The 17,803-nt window shown below is 42.2% G+C and carries 16 protein-coding genes; 9 read left to right on the forward strand and 7 right to left on the reverse strand.

The genetic code is table 11. From position 1 onward, the window contains the following. Positions 1-51: 51 nt before the first annotated feature. The gene (locus tag CFH81_09035; GenBank protein ID DAB40330.1) at positions 52-1,434 is read right to left on the reverse strand and encodes a ribosome biogenesis GTPase Der; all 1,383 of its coding nucleotides are present in this window, start codon (positions 1,432-1,434) and stop codon (positions 52-54) included. A gap of 181 nt (positions 1,435-1,615) precedes the next feature. Here CFH81_09035 and CFH81_09040 point away from each other — a divergent pair, with 181 nt between their 5' ends. From CFH81_09040 to CFH81_09075, 8 genes are all read left to right on the forward strand, one after another. Next, entirely contained in the window at positions 1,616-2,419 is an 804-nt protein-coding gene (locus CFH81_09040; GenBank protein DAB40331.1) for a hypothetical protein, read from the forward strand. A 74-nt stretch (positions 2,420-2,493) separates the two neighbouring features. Further along, entirely contained in the window at positions 2,494-3,402 is a 909-nt protein-coding gene (locus tag CFH81_09045) for an EamA family transporter (protein DAB40332.1), read from the forward strand. Continuing rightward, positions 3,399-4,226, forward strand: coding sequence for a 3-deoxy-8-phosphooctulonate synthase (locus tag CFH81_09050; protein DAB40333.1), 828 nt, complete (start codon positions 3,399-3,401; stop codon positions 4,224-4,226). Before CFH81_09045 ends, CFH81_09050 begins: the two co-directional genes overlap by 4 nt. 67 nt (positions 4,227-4,293) lie before the next feature. Further along, positions 4,294-4,761 carry a 6,7-dimethyl-8-ribityllumazine synthase gene (locus CFH81_09055; protein ID DAB40334.1) on the forward strand — a complete coding sequence of 156 codons (468 nt, stop codon included), beginning with the start codon at positions 4,294-4,296 and terminating at the stop codon, positions 4,759-4,761. Further along, positions 4,761-5,153: a transcription antitermination factor NusB gene (locus CFH81_09060; GenBank protein DAB40335.1), complete on the forward strand. Its 393-nt coding sequence runs from the start codon at positions 4,761-4,763 to the stop codon at positions 5,151-5,153. Before CFH81_09055 ends, CFH81_09060 begins: the two co-directional genes overlap by 1 nt. A 157-nt stretch (positions 5,154-5,310) precedes the next feature. Then, positions 5,311-6,357, forward strand: coding sequence for a dehypoxanthine futalosine cyclase (locus CFH81_09065; protein DAB40336.1), 1,047 nt, complete (start codon positions 5,311-5,313; stop codon positions 6,355-6,357). A gap of 46 nt (positions 6,358-6,403) precedes the next feature. Beyond that, positions 6,404-7,657 carry a peptidase M16 gene (locus CFH81_09070; protein ID DAB40337.1) on the forward strand — a complete coding sequence of 418 codons (1,254 nt, stop codon included), beginning with the start codon at positions 6,404-6,406 and terminating at the stop codon, positions 7,655-7,657. 164 nt (positions 7,658-7,821) lie between these two features. Next, positions 7,822-9,642, forward strand: a complete 1,821-nt coding sequence (locus tag CFH81_09075; GenBank protein ID DAB40338.1) for an ATP-dependent DNA helicase RecG — start codon at positions 7,822-7,824, stop codon at positions 9,640-9,642. Positions 9,643-9,703: 61 nt separating this feature from the next. Here CFH81_09075 and raiA read toward each other — a convergent pair whose 3' ends face one another. The 6 genes from raiA to CFH81_09105 form a co-directional block, all read right to left on the reverse strand. After that, on the reverse strand, positions 9,704-10,237 hold the full coding sequence (raiA, locus tag CFH81_09080; GenBank protein ID DAB40339.1) for a ribosomal subunit interface protein: 534 nt from the start codon (positions 10,235-10,237) through the stop codon (positions 9,704-9,706). A 185-nt stretch (positions 10,238-10,422) separates the two neighbouring features. Continuing rightward, a complete protein-coding gene (locus CFH81_09085; GenBank protein ID DAB40340.1) occupies positions 10,423-11,076 on the reverse strand; it encodes a prepilin-type cleavage/methylation domain-containing protein in 654 nt (217 codons plus the stop codon). 41 nt (positions 11,077-11,117) lie between these two features. Continuing rightward, positions 11,118-11,603: a hypothetical protein gene (locus CFH81_09090; protein ID DAB40341.1), complete on the reverse strand. Its 486-nt coding sequence runs from the start codon at positions 11,601-11,603 to the stop codon at positions 11,118-11,120. Next, positions 11,603-12,433: a prepilin-type cleavage/methylation domain-containing protein gene (locus tag CFH81_09095; GenBank protein DAB40342.1), complete on the reverse strand. Its 831-nt coding sequence runs from the start codon at positions 12,431-12,433 to the stop codon at positions 11,603-11,605. The genes CFH81_09090 and CFH81_09095 overlap by 1 nt, the downstream gene beginning before the upstream one ends. Beyond that, a complete protein-coding gene (locus CFH81_09100; GenBank protein ID DAB40468.1) occupies positions 12,434-13,111 on the reverse strand; it encodes a hypothetical protein in 678 nt (225 codons plus the stop codon). A 39-nt stretch (positions 13,112-13,150) separates the two neighbouring features. Continuing rightward, the gene (locus tag CFH81_09105) at positions 13,151-16,798 is read right to left on the reverse strand and encodes a hypothetical protein (protein DAB40343.1); all 3,648 of its coding nucleotides are present in this window, start codon (positions 16,796-16,798) and stop codon (positions 13,151-13,153) included. A gap of 253 nt (positions 16,799-17,051) precedes the next feature. On the opposite strand from CFH81_09105, the gene CFH81_09110 reads away from it, so the two are divergent. Further along, positions 17,052-17,693 (forward strand): outer membrane protein assembly factor BamD, encoded by a 642-nt coding sequence (locus tag CFH81_09110; GenBank protein DAB40469.1) that lies wholly within the window; start codon positions 17,052-17,054, stop codon positions 17,691-17,693. Positions 17,694-17,803 lie beyond the last annotated feature (110 nt).

Genomic DNA, 17,803 nt, shown 5'->3' on the forward strand with positions numbered 1-17,803 from the left:
AATATATCCTCATAAAAAATTCAGATATTATAGCGTATTAAAGGTTATGGCTTACTCGTCTTCCATCCGTTCGCCACGTTTTCTCGCAACGATATCAAGCGGTACACCCTCAAAATCAAACTTGCTTCTAAGAAAATTTGCCAAATACCGTTTGTAGCTAAAATGCAATCCATCCGGGCGATTGCTGATAAGTGCGATTTTGGGCGGCTTGGTCTCGTACTGTGTAGCAAATTTAATCTTGACAACCGCTCCGTTATAGGAAGGGATATGGTGTCTGTTTATGGCTTCACGTATGACCTCATTGAGTTTTGAAGTCGGAATACGCTGCGTGTAGCGCTTATAGATCGCAGTGATCTGATCGAGTATCTTATGCACGCGCATACCCGTCTTTGCAGAGATGGTTATAAGGGGCGCATAGTGTAAAAATTTAAGTTCATCCCGGATGTCATTGACCGCATCTTCATACGTTTTTTCATCCCGGATATCCCATTTATTGATGACGATAAGACAAGCTAGACGATGTTTTTCTATGAGTCCTGCTACGCGCTCGTCCAATTCTGTCACACCTACGGTCGCATCAATCATAAGTAAAACAAGATTGGCTTCTTCAAGCATGGCCGTCGTACGCCCCAGGGCATATTTTTCTATACCGATGATTTTGCTCCGTCGTCGGATACCCGCAGTGTCTACAAAAGTAATCTGATAATCGTCATGCTCTATGGTTTCGTCTATAGGATCGATCGTCGTGCCCGCCACATCAGAAACGACAGATCGTTCTTCTCCCAAAAGCGCATTGAGCAAAGAACTCTTTCCGGTATTTACACGACCTATAATGGCTACCTTGATATGGTTGTCTATCTCTTCTTTGGTGTCGTTAATATCGCGAACGATCTCCTCAAAAGGATCAATCTCTTCGGTAAGTTCAAGCTCTTCTTTTTCTTTTCGCTCAGGGATATAGGTTTCAAGCCAGGCATAGAAGTCATTAAAATAACGGTTATGACTCACTGAAATAGGAAAAGTGACATCCGCACCAAACTCTAAAAACTCCCAATAGCGCTCTTCTTCTTTTTCATTGTCTATTTTGTTGACTATCAATGCAAGGGGCTTCCCTAGTTCCTGGAGTTGATAAAAAAGTGCTCTGTCTTCTTCCTCGGGCAATATTTTACCGTCCACCATATAGATGATCACATCAGCTTGTTTTGCTGCCCTGAGAGAAAGTTCGGCTACTTTGCTAAAGAGTTCAGAGCTATAGTCTATCCCTCCTGTGTCCATGATTTCAAAATCACGGTTGCCTGAGATGGTAACAATACGTTTTTTTACATCCCGCGTAGTGCCTGATATATCTGAGGTGATGGCATCTCTTTGTCTTGCCAAACGGTTGAAAAGAGAACTTTTCCCTACATTTGGACGTCCTAAAATGGCTACTTTTTTCATACTTTGTCTTTCTTGATTATTATAATAATTATAGCGTAATAAGTACCGTATATTGATTATTTTCTTTTTTAAACCAGGGTTTGATCGTTCCGCTGACTAATATGTTGTCATTTTTGTACATTCTCGCACAGATTGGTTATGGTGAGATCTTGACATAGAAAGGGTGTTTTATTTATGATTCATGGTTGATTTACATAATTATTGTAAAATAGAATTTAATTTTAAAGGGGTTGTCTATATGCTTAAAAAATATCTGATGAGTTTTATGGTGATCGCGCTGTCATCTTCTTTGATGCAAGCAAAAACACTTAAGGCGGATTATAAGGTGAGTTTTGGTGTGTTTGGGCAAATAGGAACAGCCAAAGCTTTGTTGACCCAAGATACTACACGGTATACTATAGATATCCGTCTTGATGCCGCAGGAGTCGCAAAAACACTCAGCAGAGGACGCACAGAAAGGCATATTTCACAAGGGCGGACGGTAGATGGCGCGATGAGAAGCGACCGGTATAAAGTTATTAGAACCGATAACTCTAAAACAGTGAACAAAGAGTACCTTATTGACCATAAAAATAAAAAAGTCACCAAAATCTATAAAAAATTCAAAAACGGCAAACTGATTTCTGAAAAAAAGAGCGTACTTGATTTTTATGCCAAAAATGACCTATTGACTCTTTATTTTAATCTCGAACAAATACTTAAAGACAAAACAACACCGCACAGATATACACTTCAAGCTGTAGGAGCAGAACGCCAAGACGGAAAAGTATCGCTGGTGATTCCGGAGTTATCGGATCTTGGAAGATATAAAAAAACATTGGGCAGCGGGGCTGATTGGTATGCAACGGCCATTATTCATGAAAAAATCTTTTTAAGCAAAGAAGGTGAATTGATGCTCTCAGTAGGCAAAGACGGTGTTGCGCAAAAAGCAGTACTCAAGGATGTGATTTTTTTTGGTGATATCCGTGCGGAACGGATCAGATAATTTTTCGAAATACGGCAGGGGGTGTCGGCTAAAGAGATGGATGGTGTCTGTTTGGTAAAAACAGGGCAAATACAATGAAAAAAATCATTCAAACGATGGATAGAGGTATACTGTTTATGCTTCTTGCTTCACTTAGTTTTGCTGTGATGGGAGGGTTTGCAAAAGTTGTCAGCCAAACATTGCCCGCAATCGAAGTGACTTTTTTTAGAAACGTAATAGGGGTGATTTTGGTAGGATTTTCTATCTACAAAACACCGCTTAGACAAAAAGGAGGTAAGCCTTTTTTGCTTTTATTTAGAGGCTTTATGGGCTTTGCTGCACTTTTGGCATATTTTTATATTATGGCTTATATTCCTTTGGGAGAGGCGGTGACATACAATAAAACATCTCCCATTTTTGTAGCAATATTTGCCTATTTTATCCTAGGCGAAAAACTTTCCAAAAGTGCTTTATTTGCTGTTTTGCTGGGTTTTGCGGGGATTGTATTTGTTGCCAAACCGGAAGGATTTTCTTTTGATAAATATGATCTTTTGGGAATTTTTTCCGGGATCGGCGCAGCCTTGGCCTATACCTCTATAAGAGAGCTTAGAAACTATTATGACACCAGAGCGATAGTGATGTCTTTTATGGGTATAGGCACGATCGCCCCGCTTTTTTTAATGACGGCAACACCCTATATTGACGCACCGGAGGATCTTGATTTTATTTTCTCTAGGTTTATTATGCCTCAAGATGTCGCATGGGTGTATGTTATGGCTGTAGGAATTTTTGCTACCGTTTCACAGCTGCTTATGACCAAAGCCTATGAGTTGACAAAAGCCGGCATTGTTGGCACGATAAGCTATAGCAACATTGTTTTTGCTGTATTTATCGGTATGATGCTCGGGGATCCTATGCCTGATTTTTGGACAGTTTTGGGTATAATCTTAGTCATACTGTCGGGATTGCTTGTGGCTTGGCCCAAAAAAGAAGACCGGACATGACCCATTATAAAAGGAGTATTATGATATTGATTGCCGGACCTTGCGTGTTGGAAAGCAGAGACAATGTGATGAAGATTGCCGAATCTTTAAAAAAGTATGATGAGGATTGTACAAAAGAATTTTATTTTAAAGCCAGTTTTGACAAAGCAAACAGAACAAGCCTGGACAGTTTCAGGGGACCTGGGCTTGATGAGGGATTGAAAATGCTTCAGGAAGTCAAAGAGCAGTTTGGCTATAAGATTTTAACCGATGTGCATGACTATACACAGCCTGCAGCTGCCGCCGAGGTTGCAGATGTGCTTCAAATCCCTGCATTTTTATGCAGACAGACCGATCTATTGGTGGCTGCTGCAAAAACATCCGCTGTGGTCAATATCAAAAAAGGACAGTTTCTCGCACCTTCTGCGATGGAGCATTCTGTAGGCAAAGTGCTTAAAACCAGAGGTTGTGACGGTAAGGTCAATTATGAAAACGCTAAAAAATATAAAGTATGGCTCACAGAGAGAGGGACCACATTTGGATACGGCAATCTTGTGGTTGATATGCGCGGATTGAAGATCATGAGAGAGTTTGCACCTGTGATTTTTGATGCAACGCATTCTGTGCAGATGCCTGCAAGCGGCGGCGCCACAAGCGGAGGAGACAGCTCTTTTGTGCCCTATCTGGCTAGAGCGGCCGCAGCGGTTGGTGTGGACGGTTTCTTTTTTGAAACCCATTTTGATCCAAGCATTGCTTTGAGTGATGGACCCAATATGATAGAATTACACAAGCTTGATAAACTTATTGAACAAATTGATGCCATTAGGATGATCGTAGAAGAGTAGTACGCAATACCATCTTTAGTTTGATATGCCAAGATAATAAGATGAAAAAAATAACCAAAGGAAACAAATGAAAATAGTAGAAGGATACTTATCGGTAGATAAAAGTAAAAAAGTAGCGATCATCAATGCGAGATTTAACCATTTTATAACGGATAGACTGGTTGAAGGAGCAAAAGATGCCTATGCAAGACACGGAGGAGATGCGGATACATTGGATCTTATCTTGGTGCCGGGTGCATTTGAAATCCCGTTTGCATTGGATAAAGCGCTTGCTTCAGGGAAGTATGATGCGGTATGTTGCGTTGGCGCAGTGATCAGGGGTGCAACTCCGCATTTTGATTATGTTTCTGCCGAAGCGACTAAGGGAGTAGCAAATATGGCGCTTAAATACGGCAAACCCGTCACTTTTGGTGTTTTGACTGTTGATAATATTGAGCAGGCGATTGAGAGGGCAGGAACCAAAGCAGGAAATAAAGGCGCAGAAGCAATGGTAAGCCTGATCGAGCTGATTAATCTTTACGGAGAGCTTGTATAATGGCAACAAGACATCAGGCGCGTACGGCAGTTGTGGGATTATTATATGCATATGATCTGGGCAACACAAACATTGCACATTTTTCAGATGAGATATTCGAAGAGGGGAAAATAAGAAATAAACAGAAGGATTTCTCTCAAGCTCTTTTCCAAGGCACAATAGAAAATCTTGAAATGATAGACAATGAGATTCAAAAGCATCTTACAGATTGGGATTATACGGATATAGGCAAGGTGGAAAAGTCTATTTTGAGACTGGGAGCTTATGAAATACTTGTGGCCAAAACCGATAAAGCAATCATTATTAATGAAGCTGTGGAGTTAGCCAAAGCACTCGCTGATGAAAAATCGCCAAAGTTTATCAATGGCGTACTTGATGCTATTGGAAAATAGGATTCTCCAATGGTAAACGAGGAATGGAAAATGAGGAATGAAAAATTAATATATGCATTTTTTCAAAATGCTGTGAATACAAATATTACGCTGCAATACAATCCGACGCTCATCACTCATCACTCATCGCTAAAAACTCTCAAAGGAGGAGTTTTTTATGCGCATGACGATTGATGAAGCTGTTGAATTGATTGAGAGATGTGATCTTAAAACGCTGGGCAAGATGGCTTATGCGCGCAAAAAAGAGTTGCACCCCAAAGGAGTAACCACTTTTGTGGTCGATCGCAATATCAACTATACCAATATCTGCTGGGTAGATTGTAAGTTTTGTGCATTTTACACGCATGAAAAAAAAGAAGATGCCTATATTCTTACTTTTGAAGAAATAGACCGAAAAATCGAAGAACTTTTGGCCATAGGCGGCACACAGATACTTTTTCAGGGAGGCGTGCATCCAAAGCTTCAGATAGAATGGTATGAAGATCTGGTAGAGCATATCCATCAAAAATACCCTCAGGTGACAATCCATGGATTTTCGGCTATTGAGATAGATTATATTGCTACAAGGTCCAAGATCACTATCGCTGAGGTGCTGAGCAGGCTGAAAGCCAAAGGACTCAGCTCGATACCCGGAGCCGGAGCCGAGATACTCAGCGATAGAGTGCGCGATATTATTGCGCCTAAAAAACTTGACAAAGATACTTGGCTTGGGGTACACAAAGAGGCGCACAAGCTTGGCATAAAATCCACAGCAACGATGATGTATGGCACGGTGGAGACAACAAGAGAAATCGTTGAGCATTGGGATTTGATCAGGAAGCTTCAGGATGAGACGGGTGGATTTCGGGCTTTTATCATGTGGTCCTATCAAAGCGACAATACAGAACTCAAAAGAGAGCTTTCGACGATCGAAAAAACCTCCTCGAACCTTTACCTGCGCTATCTGGCAGCGGCACGGCTTTTTTTAGACAATATACCCAATATCCAAAGTTCATGGGTAACCCAAGGAAGTTATATCGGTCAAATGGCACTGCTTTTTGGAGCTAATGATCTTGGCTCTACGATGATGGAGGAAAATGTTGTCTCGGCAGCAGGCGCAAAAAACGAGATGAACCAACAGCAAATGATAGAACTCATCAAGGATGTAGGCGAAAAACCGGCGAAGAGAAATACCGCCTATGAGATATTGGAACGATTTTACTAAAATGAAAAAATTATTTTTACTGTTAGCAGTTTTACAAGGAGTGTTGATGGCCCAAAGTGTCAAAGAGATAAAAATAAAGGATGCATCGGCTCCTTTGATTTATGAAGAGAGTATCTATATTCCTATCGTTTCAATGCAGCTTGTATTCCAAAACAGCGGACATTTGAGCAATACAAAAGACGGCTTGGCAGATATGAGCGCCAGAATACTTAATGAAGGCACAAAAAAAGAAGGGAGCGTGGGATTTGCTACTACGCTTGACGAGCATGCTATTGAGGTGGGAGCACAGGCGGGGCGCGAGAATTTTGTTATAGAAATTTCAGCGCTCAAGAGTGAGTTTGCTTTTGCAGTGGAGCGTGTTAAAGCACTCTTGGGCGACCCCAACTATACTCAAGAAACATTAGCGCATGTAAAAAGGCAGAAAACAGGATGGCTGATGCAAAAAAAGAGTGATTTTGATTATATAGCAGCCGCAAAACTAAGAGAAATACTTTTTAAAGACTCTCCACTTGGCAAACCTTATGATGGCACGATGCAAAGCATAGAGAGTATAACGCTAGAAGATATTGAGGAATTTATAGCCTCTCATTTGGGCTGCAATAATGTTGTGGTGGTAGCAGGCGGAGACATAACACTCCAGGAGGCTGAGACTTACACAAAAGAGATACTTTCTTTGTTGCCTAAAGTCAATACAGTCCAGATAGACAAAATCAAAGCATCAGACCAAAAACAAACTGTATTGGCTAAAGAGGAGACGCAGCAAGCCTATATTCATTTTGGTGCACCGTTTGCCTATGACTACAATCAGACAGACGAGTATAAGGTCAAAATAGCCGAATATCTGTTGGGAGGCGCAGGTTTTGGTTCTCGTCTTATGGAGGAGATACGTGTAAAACGCGGATTGACTTACGGTGTTTATGCCTCGTTGCGCCGTACCAAAACAGCATCTTATTTGAGCGGCTATCTGCAAACTAAACTGAGTACGCAAGAAGAGGCTAAAAACTTGGTGCAGCAAGTGGTGAATGAGTTTGTTAATGAAGGAATCACCCAAAAAGAACTCGATGATACAAAGAAATTTTTACTGGGAAGCGAACCGCTTCGCACAGAAACACTTTCTCAAAGGCTCAATCGTGCCTTTGAAGAATTTTATTATGGCAGACCCCTTGGATTTACCAAAGATCAGCTTGAGAAGATCGAAAAAGTAACGCTTGAAGAGATAAATATCTTTATCGAAGAACACAAAGAACTTATGGATCTTAGTTTCGGGATCGTAACTAAAGATGCAAAAAATAAAAATTAGGCAGTTGTGATTTTTGACAGATAACCAAGTCGGCAATCAATATTTTTCTGTCAATTTGACATCTTTTTCTTTGTTTTTTACGGTATTCATTATAATAAATATCGTAAAAGCAGTGCAGAGCAGCATCCCATAATTAATAATGATTCATTGTAACGGAGCAGAGCATGGAAGAAGCAAAAGAACTTTTTAAAAAACTAAAAATCCATACTTTGCTTGACCTTGCTCTTATTGTTCCCGCCTCCTATACAGACACAACACTCTCAAATTCTTTAGAAATCGGCAAAGTAAATACCCTTGAAGCCAAAGTAGAAGAAGTAAGTGTTTTTGCGGGAAAATTTCGTGTTTCATTTAGGCTTATACGTTCAGGCAAAAAGCTCTCTTCCACTTTTTTTCATTCGACACCGTATCATCATAAGCGATTTTCAATCGGAAGCAATCATATTATCCAAGGGCGTCTTGAGGAGCACAGAGGGTATTTGCAAATGCCGCAACCCAAATCCATTAAAGAAGCCGGGAAAATCACCCCTAAGTATAAAACATTGCTTAAGGAGAGTGAGATCGGCATATTGATTGCATCTTATATAAATGAGAGAAATCTTTACAGCGAAGGATTGGATAGTCATGAAGTAGCCACTTTGCTGCGCATTCATTTTCCTAAAACCTTAGAAGAAGTGTATCAAGGCGGAAGAGTAACGTCACAGAACACAAGGGCGCTTAAATTTGTAGAAGCCTACAATCATCTAAAAAAACTCAAAGGAAAACGTATTGATTTTCCGGCTTTGCATGCATTGGATGGAGAAATTAAATCTTTTGTGGAAAATCTCCCTTTTATTTTAACACCTGAGCAGCATAAAGTGATCGATCAAATACAACATGACATAGCCAAAAAAGATAAAGCTGCCAAACGAATGGTGGTGGGAGATGTGGGGTCAGGAAAGACAATGGTGATACTTGCCTGTGCGATGATGTCTTGCCCTCATAAAAGTATTTTGATGGCTCCCACTTCACTTTTGGCGTTGCAACTCTATGAAGAAGCATGCAAATATTTACCCAAAAAAATAAAAATTGCTTTGGTGATGCAAGGAAAAGAAGAGGGAAAATATCAGGAAGCAGATTTTATCATCGGAACGCATGCGCTGCTTTATAAGGAAGATTTGCCTCAAGCGGCTTTAGTAATGGTGGATGAGCAGCATCGTTTTGGAAGCAAGCAGCGCCAAAGGCTAGAATCACTTGTGGGCAGTCAAGAGAAAAAGCCGCATTTTATTCAGTTTTCTGCTACCCCTATCCCAAGGACGCAAGCGATGATGGAGTCTGAGTTGATTGATGTAAGCCTTATCACCACTACGCCTTTTGAGAGAGAGGTAGTGACAAAAACCATAGGAAAGCATGATTTTGGGCACTTGCTTGGACATATCAAAGAGGAGATCGCACAACAGCATCAAGTGCTTATCATCTATCCTTTGGTTCAAGAGAGCAGCGAAGTGCCCTACCAATCCTTAGAAGAAGCCAGAAGATTTTGGGAAGAACGGTTTGAGCGTGTGTACGTGACACACGGTAAAGATAAAGAAAAAGAAGAGATACTGCTGAGGTTTAGAGAAAAGGGAAATATTCTTTTAGCCACAACAGTGGTGGAGGTGGGTATCTCTTTGCCAAGATTGACATTGATTGTAATTGTGGGAGCTGAGAGATTGGGACTTGCTACATTGCATCAACTCAGAGGAAGAGTGGGGCGCAATGGACTGAAAAGCTGGTGCTATCTTTACAGTAATGCCAAGGGTGAAAATATAAGACTGGAACGTTTTGCACAAACCACAAACGGTTTTGATATAGCCAAGCTTGACTTGCAGTTTCGTAACAGCGGTGATATACTTGACGGAACGATACAAAGCGGCCAGAAGTTTAAATGGCTGGATTTGGCACACGATGAAGATATTGTAAAAAAAGCCAAAGACAGACTTAAAAATATTGAAAATAAAAAGCAATAAGACAATTTAGAAGCATTCATCTTCAACGGGCAGACAGGCGGCAAACCCATCCGCCGACCTGCTAATAAAGGCCGAATTTTCCGTCCGCTCTTTTGTACATAACGCGCATTTGTCCCTCTTGGTCGTTAAAGACAATGAACTGTCTTTTTTTCTCTGCTTTGAGTGCATCGATAGCTTCATCAAACTCAAGCGGTTTGTGAAGTTCCAAATCCATAGGAACGATCTCTACCTCTTCTGCGGTAAGTTCACCAACTGCTTCTGCACCTTCTCCTAGGTCTTTAAAGCTCATGATTTTATGATTTTTGATTTTATCTGAAAATCTTCTGAGCGATTTTTTTACTCTCTCTATTGCCAAATCGATCGCCGCATACACATCTTTGTCTACTTGTGTGACAACAATGGTATTTTTGTCTTTCAGATTTATGATGAATTCGACAGCAAAACCTTTTTTTCCGCCTTTTTCATTTGCCGAGATAATTGTATTTGCCGATATGATATCAAGATTGTATTTTTTAAGCCCCTCAAGCGCAATATCTGCATACTCCTTGATAGGTTCAGTTAAGTCAAAATGTCTTCCTGTAATACTTTTATTCATGATAAATCCTTTAATTTAATTTGTTTCTTTTTGTTACCGGGCAGAACCCGCTAACAATTTATCTCACTAAAGCTTCGTTTTTGGCTCAGGCATTTAAAAAGATTATGGATAACGAATATCCTGCTTAATTGTAACTTAGGAAACTTAATAAAGAGTAAATAAAGAGATCATATGCCTAATATAAATTAGGATTCCGGCTGATCGCTGATGTAGGCGTAACCCGTCTCTTTTTCTATAGTGATGCTAAAATTTGTATTGTCTGAAAGGGTAAAGGTAAATTGACAATCTGTTGTCATAATGCTGCTGTGATTTGGCTGAGTAGAGGTTGAAAAGCCTGCATGCGGTCTTCCTAAATGATCAAACCCTATATGGGCGGCATTGGTGCATCCGCCTGAGGGAGTAACGGCTTTTATGCCGTACTGTTTACTGATGAAAATCCTTTCGCTTACGGTACCGTCTCCTCCGTTTTGACACGCCGAACCGTTTATCCAAAACATCGGTTTGCCGTTGGCAGGATCGATCGCCGCTTCTGTTTTGTCAAAAAGAGCATTGGTTGCTGATTCCGTGTCATCGTCGGTTCCTATCATATAGTATTTGTCGGTTCCTGTGCAGGTGCCAAAAACGATCCTCCAAAACCGTTGGTGCCATTTTGGATTATCGAAATCATGTTTGTTGTCCATGAGCGCAAGATGCTGGGTGTATCTGATGTCTGAGAGGATGCTGTCTGCAGCCTCTTGCTTGATGTCGCGATCAAGTTTTGGCAACGATACCGCTGCAAGAATTCCCAATACTACAATCACCATGACGAGTTCAAGTAATGTAAATGCCGATCTTTTCATCCAGTTTCCTTTACAGTTTAAAAACATATATACCAATCATCCTAAATCTTTTGAAACGTTCTTTTATGATACGTAATCCACGGAGCATTGGTGCTGTCCGGATGATCGGGTTCTTTATACTCCACATAGACATCTACGATAACATTCAACGGTGATCTTGGAGTTGTTACTGTATTGCTGAAAATGCGTGTTGCAGCGCATGAATTGACTTCTCCGGCATGACCGATATAGGCGATACGGGTACGAATCCGGTATCCGTTTCCTGTTGCCGGCGAACCGATTGTTGCGTCTATATCATGGAGGCAGTTATTTGTTGCGTTACGGTCATTGGCGGTTACGGCCATTACGGCATATTCTGTATAGCTTTTGGCAAGCAGGGCAGCTTGCTCTCTTTGAAACTGCGTGGTTGTTTCTTTGACCATTTTGCCCGAGAGTGAGATGATAAGCATGGCTACCGTTGCCATCAACACGATGACGATGATTGCCGTGAGCATAGAGAAAGCGTGCCGCATTGTTTGAGATGTCATCAGAATACCGCCTTTTCTTTGCAAGAGGTGATATTGAACTCATCGCCGATATTTTCATCCCTGCAGATTTTAAATCGCACGGTCCGGCCCGCACCTTGAAATTTAAAGGTGCTGACGTTTTTGAGCAGAAGCGATTTTGTGATGCCGATCGTAGCATTTGGCAGGGGAGCAAAATTGTAGTAAAGATAAAGATCGCCGTTTTCCACAACGAGCGCGTAGGAACTCCATGCCAGTTTATAATGCTCTGCAATTTTTGAAGCATTGCCATCAAGCGTAAGCGTCTCACCGGTCTCGCCGCTGATCCCGTGCGCAACGGGAGGGTCCTGCGGAAAATAAAGGGCTGCATCCGCGATCGTTTTGTTGTGATCGGAGAGGTTTTCGATGATCGTCTTGGCCAGTTCAAGGTTGGACCCGGGAGTTTGGATCGTATGGGCGGTACTCGCATCCACATCGCAAAAACCGCTCCATCCGGGTTTTCGGTTTGCATCCGACGTTATGGCTTCAAAACCATCACCGTCATAGGCAACCCATTGCAATACGGTGTAATCATCAGGATTATGTGCCATGGAGGTACTAATTTCTTCGGGCGCGCCTGTTGTGTCCACTCTTCGTATGACTGTCCCGGGGATGGCATAGCGCAGGCGGTTAGCGATTTGGGTGGCCGCAAGTTCTGTTTTTAGTGCGGCGCGGTGCTCTGCACGCTGCAAAATATAACTTTGATAAACCTGGGCAATCAGTTCGGAGGCCAAAGAGGCGACAATACCAAGTATGGTAATGACGATCGTCACTTCTAAAAGAGTAAATGCCGAATGAAGTGTGCGTATTTTCATCTAAAACTCTCTCTCTTCAAGTGTTGTCGCGCCAATATTGCAGCTAAAGGCATGCAAGACGATCTGCTTTTCAAGTTCTTCATGGCCGCTGCTGCTAGTCAGCATCACTTGGATATGTTTGATGTTGGTAGAATTTGCAGAGGGTGTCCACGAAGGAGTAAAGACAATCCCCTTGTCGCCTCCCGGATCCAGGTAGGTTCCGCCGCTGATCGCGTCGCTGATGTATGAGATGGAGGTATTGATGTCGATCGTTGTTTTTTCGACATAGTCGCTTGCAGCATCTTCGATCAGGGTAAGCTGCGCATTTCCTGCCAAATCATCTATGTCGTCTCTGTCGCCCCCGTCGCTTCCCAAAGCTGATGCAGGCAAACGCAAGCCGTCATCGCGGACAAAGGCGCGTTTGCTCTCTTTGGGCGTGCCTGCGCGGCGACCTGTGTTGTTGTACTCGATTAAGTTCGTATCTCCTCCGGCAGCTGTTAAAATGGGATCGATAAACCGTTCATCCGCACTGTTTTCATCCCAATGGTACCCTAAAACCATATTGACCTGCGAAGCAGCTTCATTGATCGCTTCTTGCTGGATGGCAACATAACCGCTTTTGGCAGCCTGTTGAAGAAGCATAGGGGCAGACATCAGCACGATGCCGATTACCACAATTGCGATGATCAGTTCGATCATTGCTATGGCAGGACGCAGAATGAGACGTTTTGTTTTCACCTACCACTCCACTCTTTTATTTTTTTTGGTGCTCGAATTGGTCTCAACCACATGGCCCGTATCTCCATGGCCTGCCCATCCGGATTGGCCGATAAAGCGGACGCTGTAGAATGGATCGGGCGCAAACATACTATTGTTTGGATTGTAGATCAGCCATCCGCTTGTATCTGTGGGATTAGTGGTGTCTAGATCGATCTCTACAGCCAGCGGCAATACGGCGCTTGCACCTCTTGAAACAACAATCGTATCGTCTTCACCGTTTGAATCGTTTATGGCTACGGCGGTAGGCGAAACACCCCAATCCGTACTGCTCCCTTCTGTGACATTGCCTTCTTGAAGTGTAATGTTGCCGTCATTGCGGTCCATACGATGGTTTAGTGAAAGCCACCATTCGTATTCGGTTATTTGGGCATTGACCGTATCGATACCAAAATTGCCGCAGGCATCATGGCCTAGATCACAATAGACATCTATAAAGACAGGGGTAGTAATACTTGTCTCTATAACGTCGGGATAAAACAGTTTTGAAGGCCGCGTTCTTGCATAGAAAAATGTAGCATTGTTGTCTGCATTTTGCTGTAAACATGTCTCCTCCGCCAGACATTGTGCTGCTTGTGTGGCATTGCCATCACCCATACGGCTGCCGTTGATGTCCGCGATGTCACCGTCTTCGGGGTCTTCATAGTGCGAAGAAGCAGCAATAGAAAGATGTGAGCCGTTCACATCAAACGGGTTGGCAGGCTGGTTGATCTCTCTTTCGAAATTGAATTCCAGCGGATAGGTGCTTTCGTCCCACAGAATGTTTCGCGTTCCGTTATTATCTTGTCCGGCACGCCCAAATCCTATGAGTTGGTTGGTGATGTTCGATTCGTTGGCATTGGGATAGAGATAGCCGTTTGGATTGCCGCTTGAAGGGACTACAACGGTGGGCGTGACAGAAATATTATTTTCATAATAAAGCTCTCCGCTTTGGAAATTTTGCGTGATATTGCCGTCTTTTGCCACGGCTTCGATACGTGTTTGTATTTTGGCGGACATGAGGGTGAACTCATCGGCAACATAGGTGAAATTGTTGTCTGGGCCGGCGTGATTGGTAATGTTCAGCTCGGCAAATGAAAAGTGGTGAGGGATAAAAGTTATATTAAGATCGCCGCAAATAAACGTGCCGTTGCAATCAAGTGGCGTATCGTCATTATCGATGGAAGCCCACACTTTGTCGTACACGTGAAGCGTTACTTTGCCGACATCGCTATAGGAAAGATCCAATACTTCTTCTGCGCTTACTGGTTTTGTCGTGCTGCTAACACTTGTCAATCCGTCGATACTGTAAAACGGGGCAGACGAGACATTGGTGAAGTTTCCGTGAAGCACTCCGTTTTCATCCACCGATCTGTCTTTAAAATAGGCAGTATGATTGATATCGAGCACCTCATTAAAGCTGGTAACATTCGTAACGGTATACTCGACAGTCGGGCTGCCGCTGTAATCCCTTGCTGTCAGGGAAGCGCTGTATGTTTCTCCTGCGCGCAATAGGTTTGGAGCATCTGCATGAGAGATGCCGATCTCAAAATGATCCGGCCGGATCGCAAAAATATTTCGCGAATAGGCATGTCTTCTGCTTAATGCCTTGCTTTCATCAAGATAGCACTGATCCCAATCTGTGATACCTCCTGAAGCATTGTTTTCGCAATATTCGAACATCACTCTTGCCTGCCTGATCGCTTTGTCGTAGATAAATCCCGAGACTTCAACGGACGACATTCCTTCGAAAATGACATCAATTCCCGGTGCGGCGCTGCCGTTTTTCATGATCAGTTTTTGCCCCATTGCATTGGCAAGGTATGCTTTGACGGTTACGGATGAATTTTTTAGATTGCCCGTATCGGTATCTATTGAAAGTATTTTTAGATCAAACGGTTTGTCGGCAATTTTGGTTTTGATGGGGACGCTGGCATAATTCATGACCGTTGCCGGCGTAGGCTCATCTATATCGATTGCATCAAATTCCGTAAAAATCAAACCTAAATTGACACCGTCCTTGTTGATGCAGCGACTGCCCCCCGAGTTGGCTCCTGTACCGTGATCATACCAGTCACCCGTACCGTCCGGTTCCCTGAAAAGATCTTTGTTTTGCGCAGAGGCGTCAAAGTCGGTATCGTAGATAAAATTTTGGCATTGTTGAGAGTAGTGGTTGGAGTTGTCGATATTGAGTACATCCACTTCGTTACCATTTTGATCTCTCAGCACGACATAGCCTTGCGCACCCATGACTTTATTGCTAAACTGAAACACTTCATAGCGCGGATCAATACATTCAACATCCTTGTCTCTCCATAGAATCCCTTGCGTTCCTGCTGTCGTATAAACAGAAACGCTCCAGTCATCCGTCACAAATCTTTTAACCAAAAAATCAATATATTTGATCTCGACGTAGTTACCTATGATTTTGATATTGCCGCTGCCGTCCCCTCGCGAGTCAAAATAGTGCGGGTTGTTTTGGTATTCATTGATCGTCATGAGACCCACATACGAAGAGCAGCCTCCTGTTCCGTCATTGTCAAAGATCGTCACCGTACTGTTGCCGTCGGCTATAACAGGCACAGCAGCTCCTGTGACGCTATCAATGGTGATAAAAAAGTTTTCTGCATTCTCGATCAGTGTATCTCCCAGCACCGTGAAGGTCAAATTGTGCTCTATTGCACCTGTTGGGATAGTGACGGTTTGTGAAGAGACTTCGGTATAATCAACATTTGCCGTTGCCGTGCCTTGAGAAGTATGATAGGTTAGCGTGATGTCATTTGGCAAAGACGCACTGAAGTTAACTTTTACGTTGACGGTTTTGTCAGCATCGCCTTCGGCGATAGAGGCATCGTTGATTGCCAAAGAAAACGCAATATCATTATCAATAATGGTTCCCATGCCTTCTGGATCAAGGATAACGGCATTGACTGCATTGCTCAGATACACAAAGAAAGTCTCATCGCTTTCGCCGGCAAGCAAATCATCGATAATGGGGATAGATAGGGATGTGCTGCTTGAGCCTGCAGGAATGGTTGCTGTGGAAGAAGTGATAACATAGTCACTTCCGCCCGTTGCCGTACCATCGATAGCTGCATACGAAAATGTCACATCCTCGGCAGCAGCCTCGCTTAGGGTTACGGCAAAGTTGGCTGTTCCTGCATTTTCATTGACGTTGACATCCCCTATGGAGAGCCGCGGCAGAGCCGCTGTGTCGTTATCGACGATGGTGACCAATCCACCGTCTTCGCTTATCGTAACAGTATCCAATAAACCAGTAGCAGGAATAGCTTTGGTAATTTTAAAGTAAAAATATTCATTTCCTTCACCGCCGATCGTATCATCATGGATGGTCAACGTTATAGTGGAATCTTTTTTTGTGATCCATTTGGAACTCTTTAACGCAACATAGTCATTTCCTGCCGTTGCCGTACCGTTTTGCGTTTCATAATAAATCAGAATCGACTCCGATGGATGCAAATCAGGCTCCATCCTGATTTCAATATCATATGTTCCGATATCCTCGTTTATTGTTGGGCTCTCTACAGTTAGGGTGTAGTGTTTTATTAAACCGTATGATTGAGTCATGAACATCAAATAAACAAATAATATATGCAATATAAATTTCATTCCATCCTCCTTTTTATATTCATTATTCAATAAGTATAGAGCTTTTATGGTTTATTTTTTCTTAAACACATGTGTGGATACAATGGTAGTGAATATATAGAAAATATATCAATTTGGTTTTATAAATTTTTTATTAATTTATACTTGTTTGGATACTATTTTTCTAATTAAAGTAATACCTAATACGTTTTTTACATACTTTGAGCTATCATACAGGCAATTAGATTTGAGAAGAGGTAGAAGTATGGCAGATATGAAAAAAATAATTTTATCAAGTACGGTTTTGGCATTTTTGCTTGTGGGATGCGGTGATTCAGAAGCTGTCAAGGAATTCAATAAGCCGGCGCTCTATTGGTACAAACATATTGGAAGCAGTATTGCCAGCGGGAATCTTGACAAGGCTGATGCCTATTATATCTCGCTTAAAAGCGAACATATGCGCTCTCCTTTGATGCCTACGGCCAATTTGATGCTTGCTTATGCGCATATGGAGAATGAAGAATACCTCTTGGCGGATTATTATCTGGATGAGTACAATAAGCGTTTCGGCGAAGAGGGAAACAGGGAATATATCGATTTTATCAAGCTTAAGGCATCTTTTTTGGGTATCAAAGATGTCTATAAAGATCAAAAACTGATCATGGACAGCATTGAGAAGGCTGAAAAGTATGGCTACAGATATCCCGGTTCGCCTTATCTGCCTATGGTAAATCATATGCTTATCAGGCTTCACATGAGCCAGTATCTTCTTAATGAAAATATTGCGGCTTTATATGATCGTACAGGGAAAAAAGATGCAGCAGCAATCTATAGAGACAAAAACAGTAATTCTATTATAGAAATGACCGATATTACGCCTCCGGAAAAAGGAATTATAGGCAAAATTTTTGATTGATCACTTGATTTTTTGGCATTTGCCGGAAAATCAGGAATGCTGACATATTAAATTTTTATATGATATAGCTGTTTTTTAGCAAAAAATATACTTACACGCAGGAGCCATAG

It is taken from the genome of Sulfurovum sp. UBA12169 (assembly GCA_002742845.1).
GTDB lineage: Bacteria > Campylobacterota > Campylobacteria > Campylobacterales > Sulfurovaceae > Sulfurovum.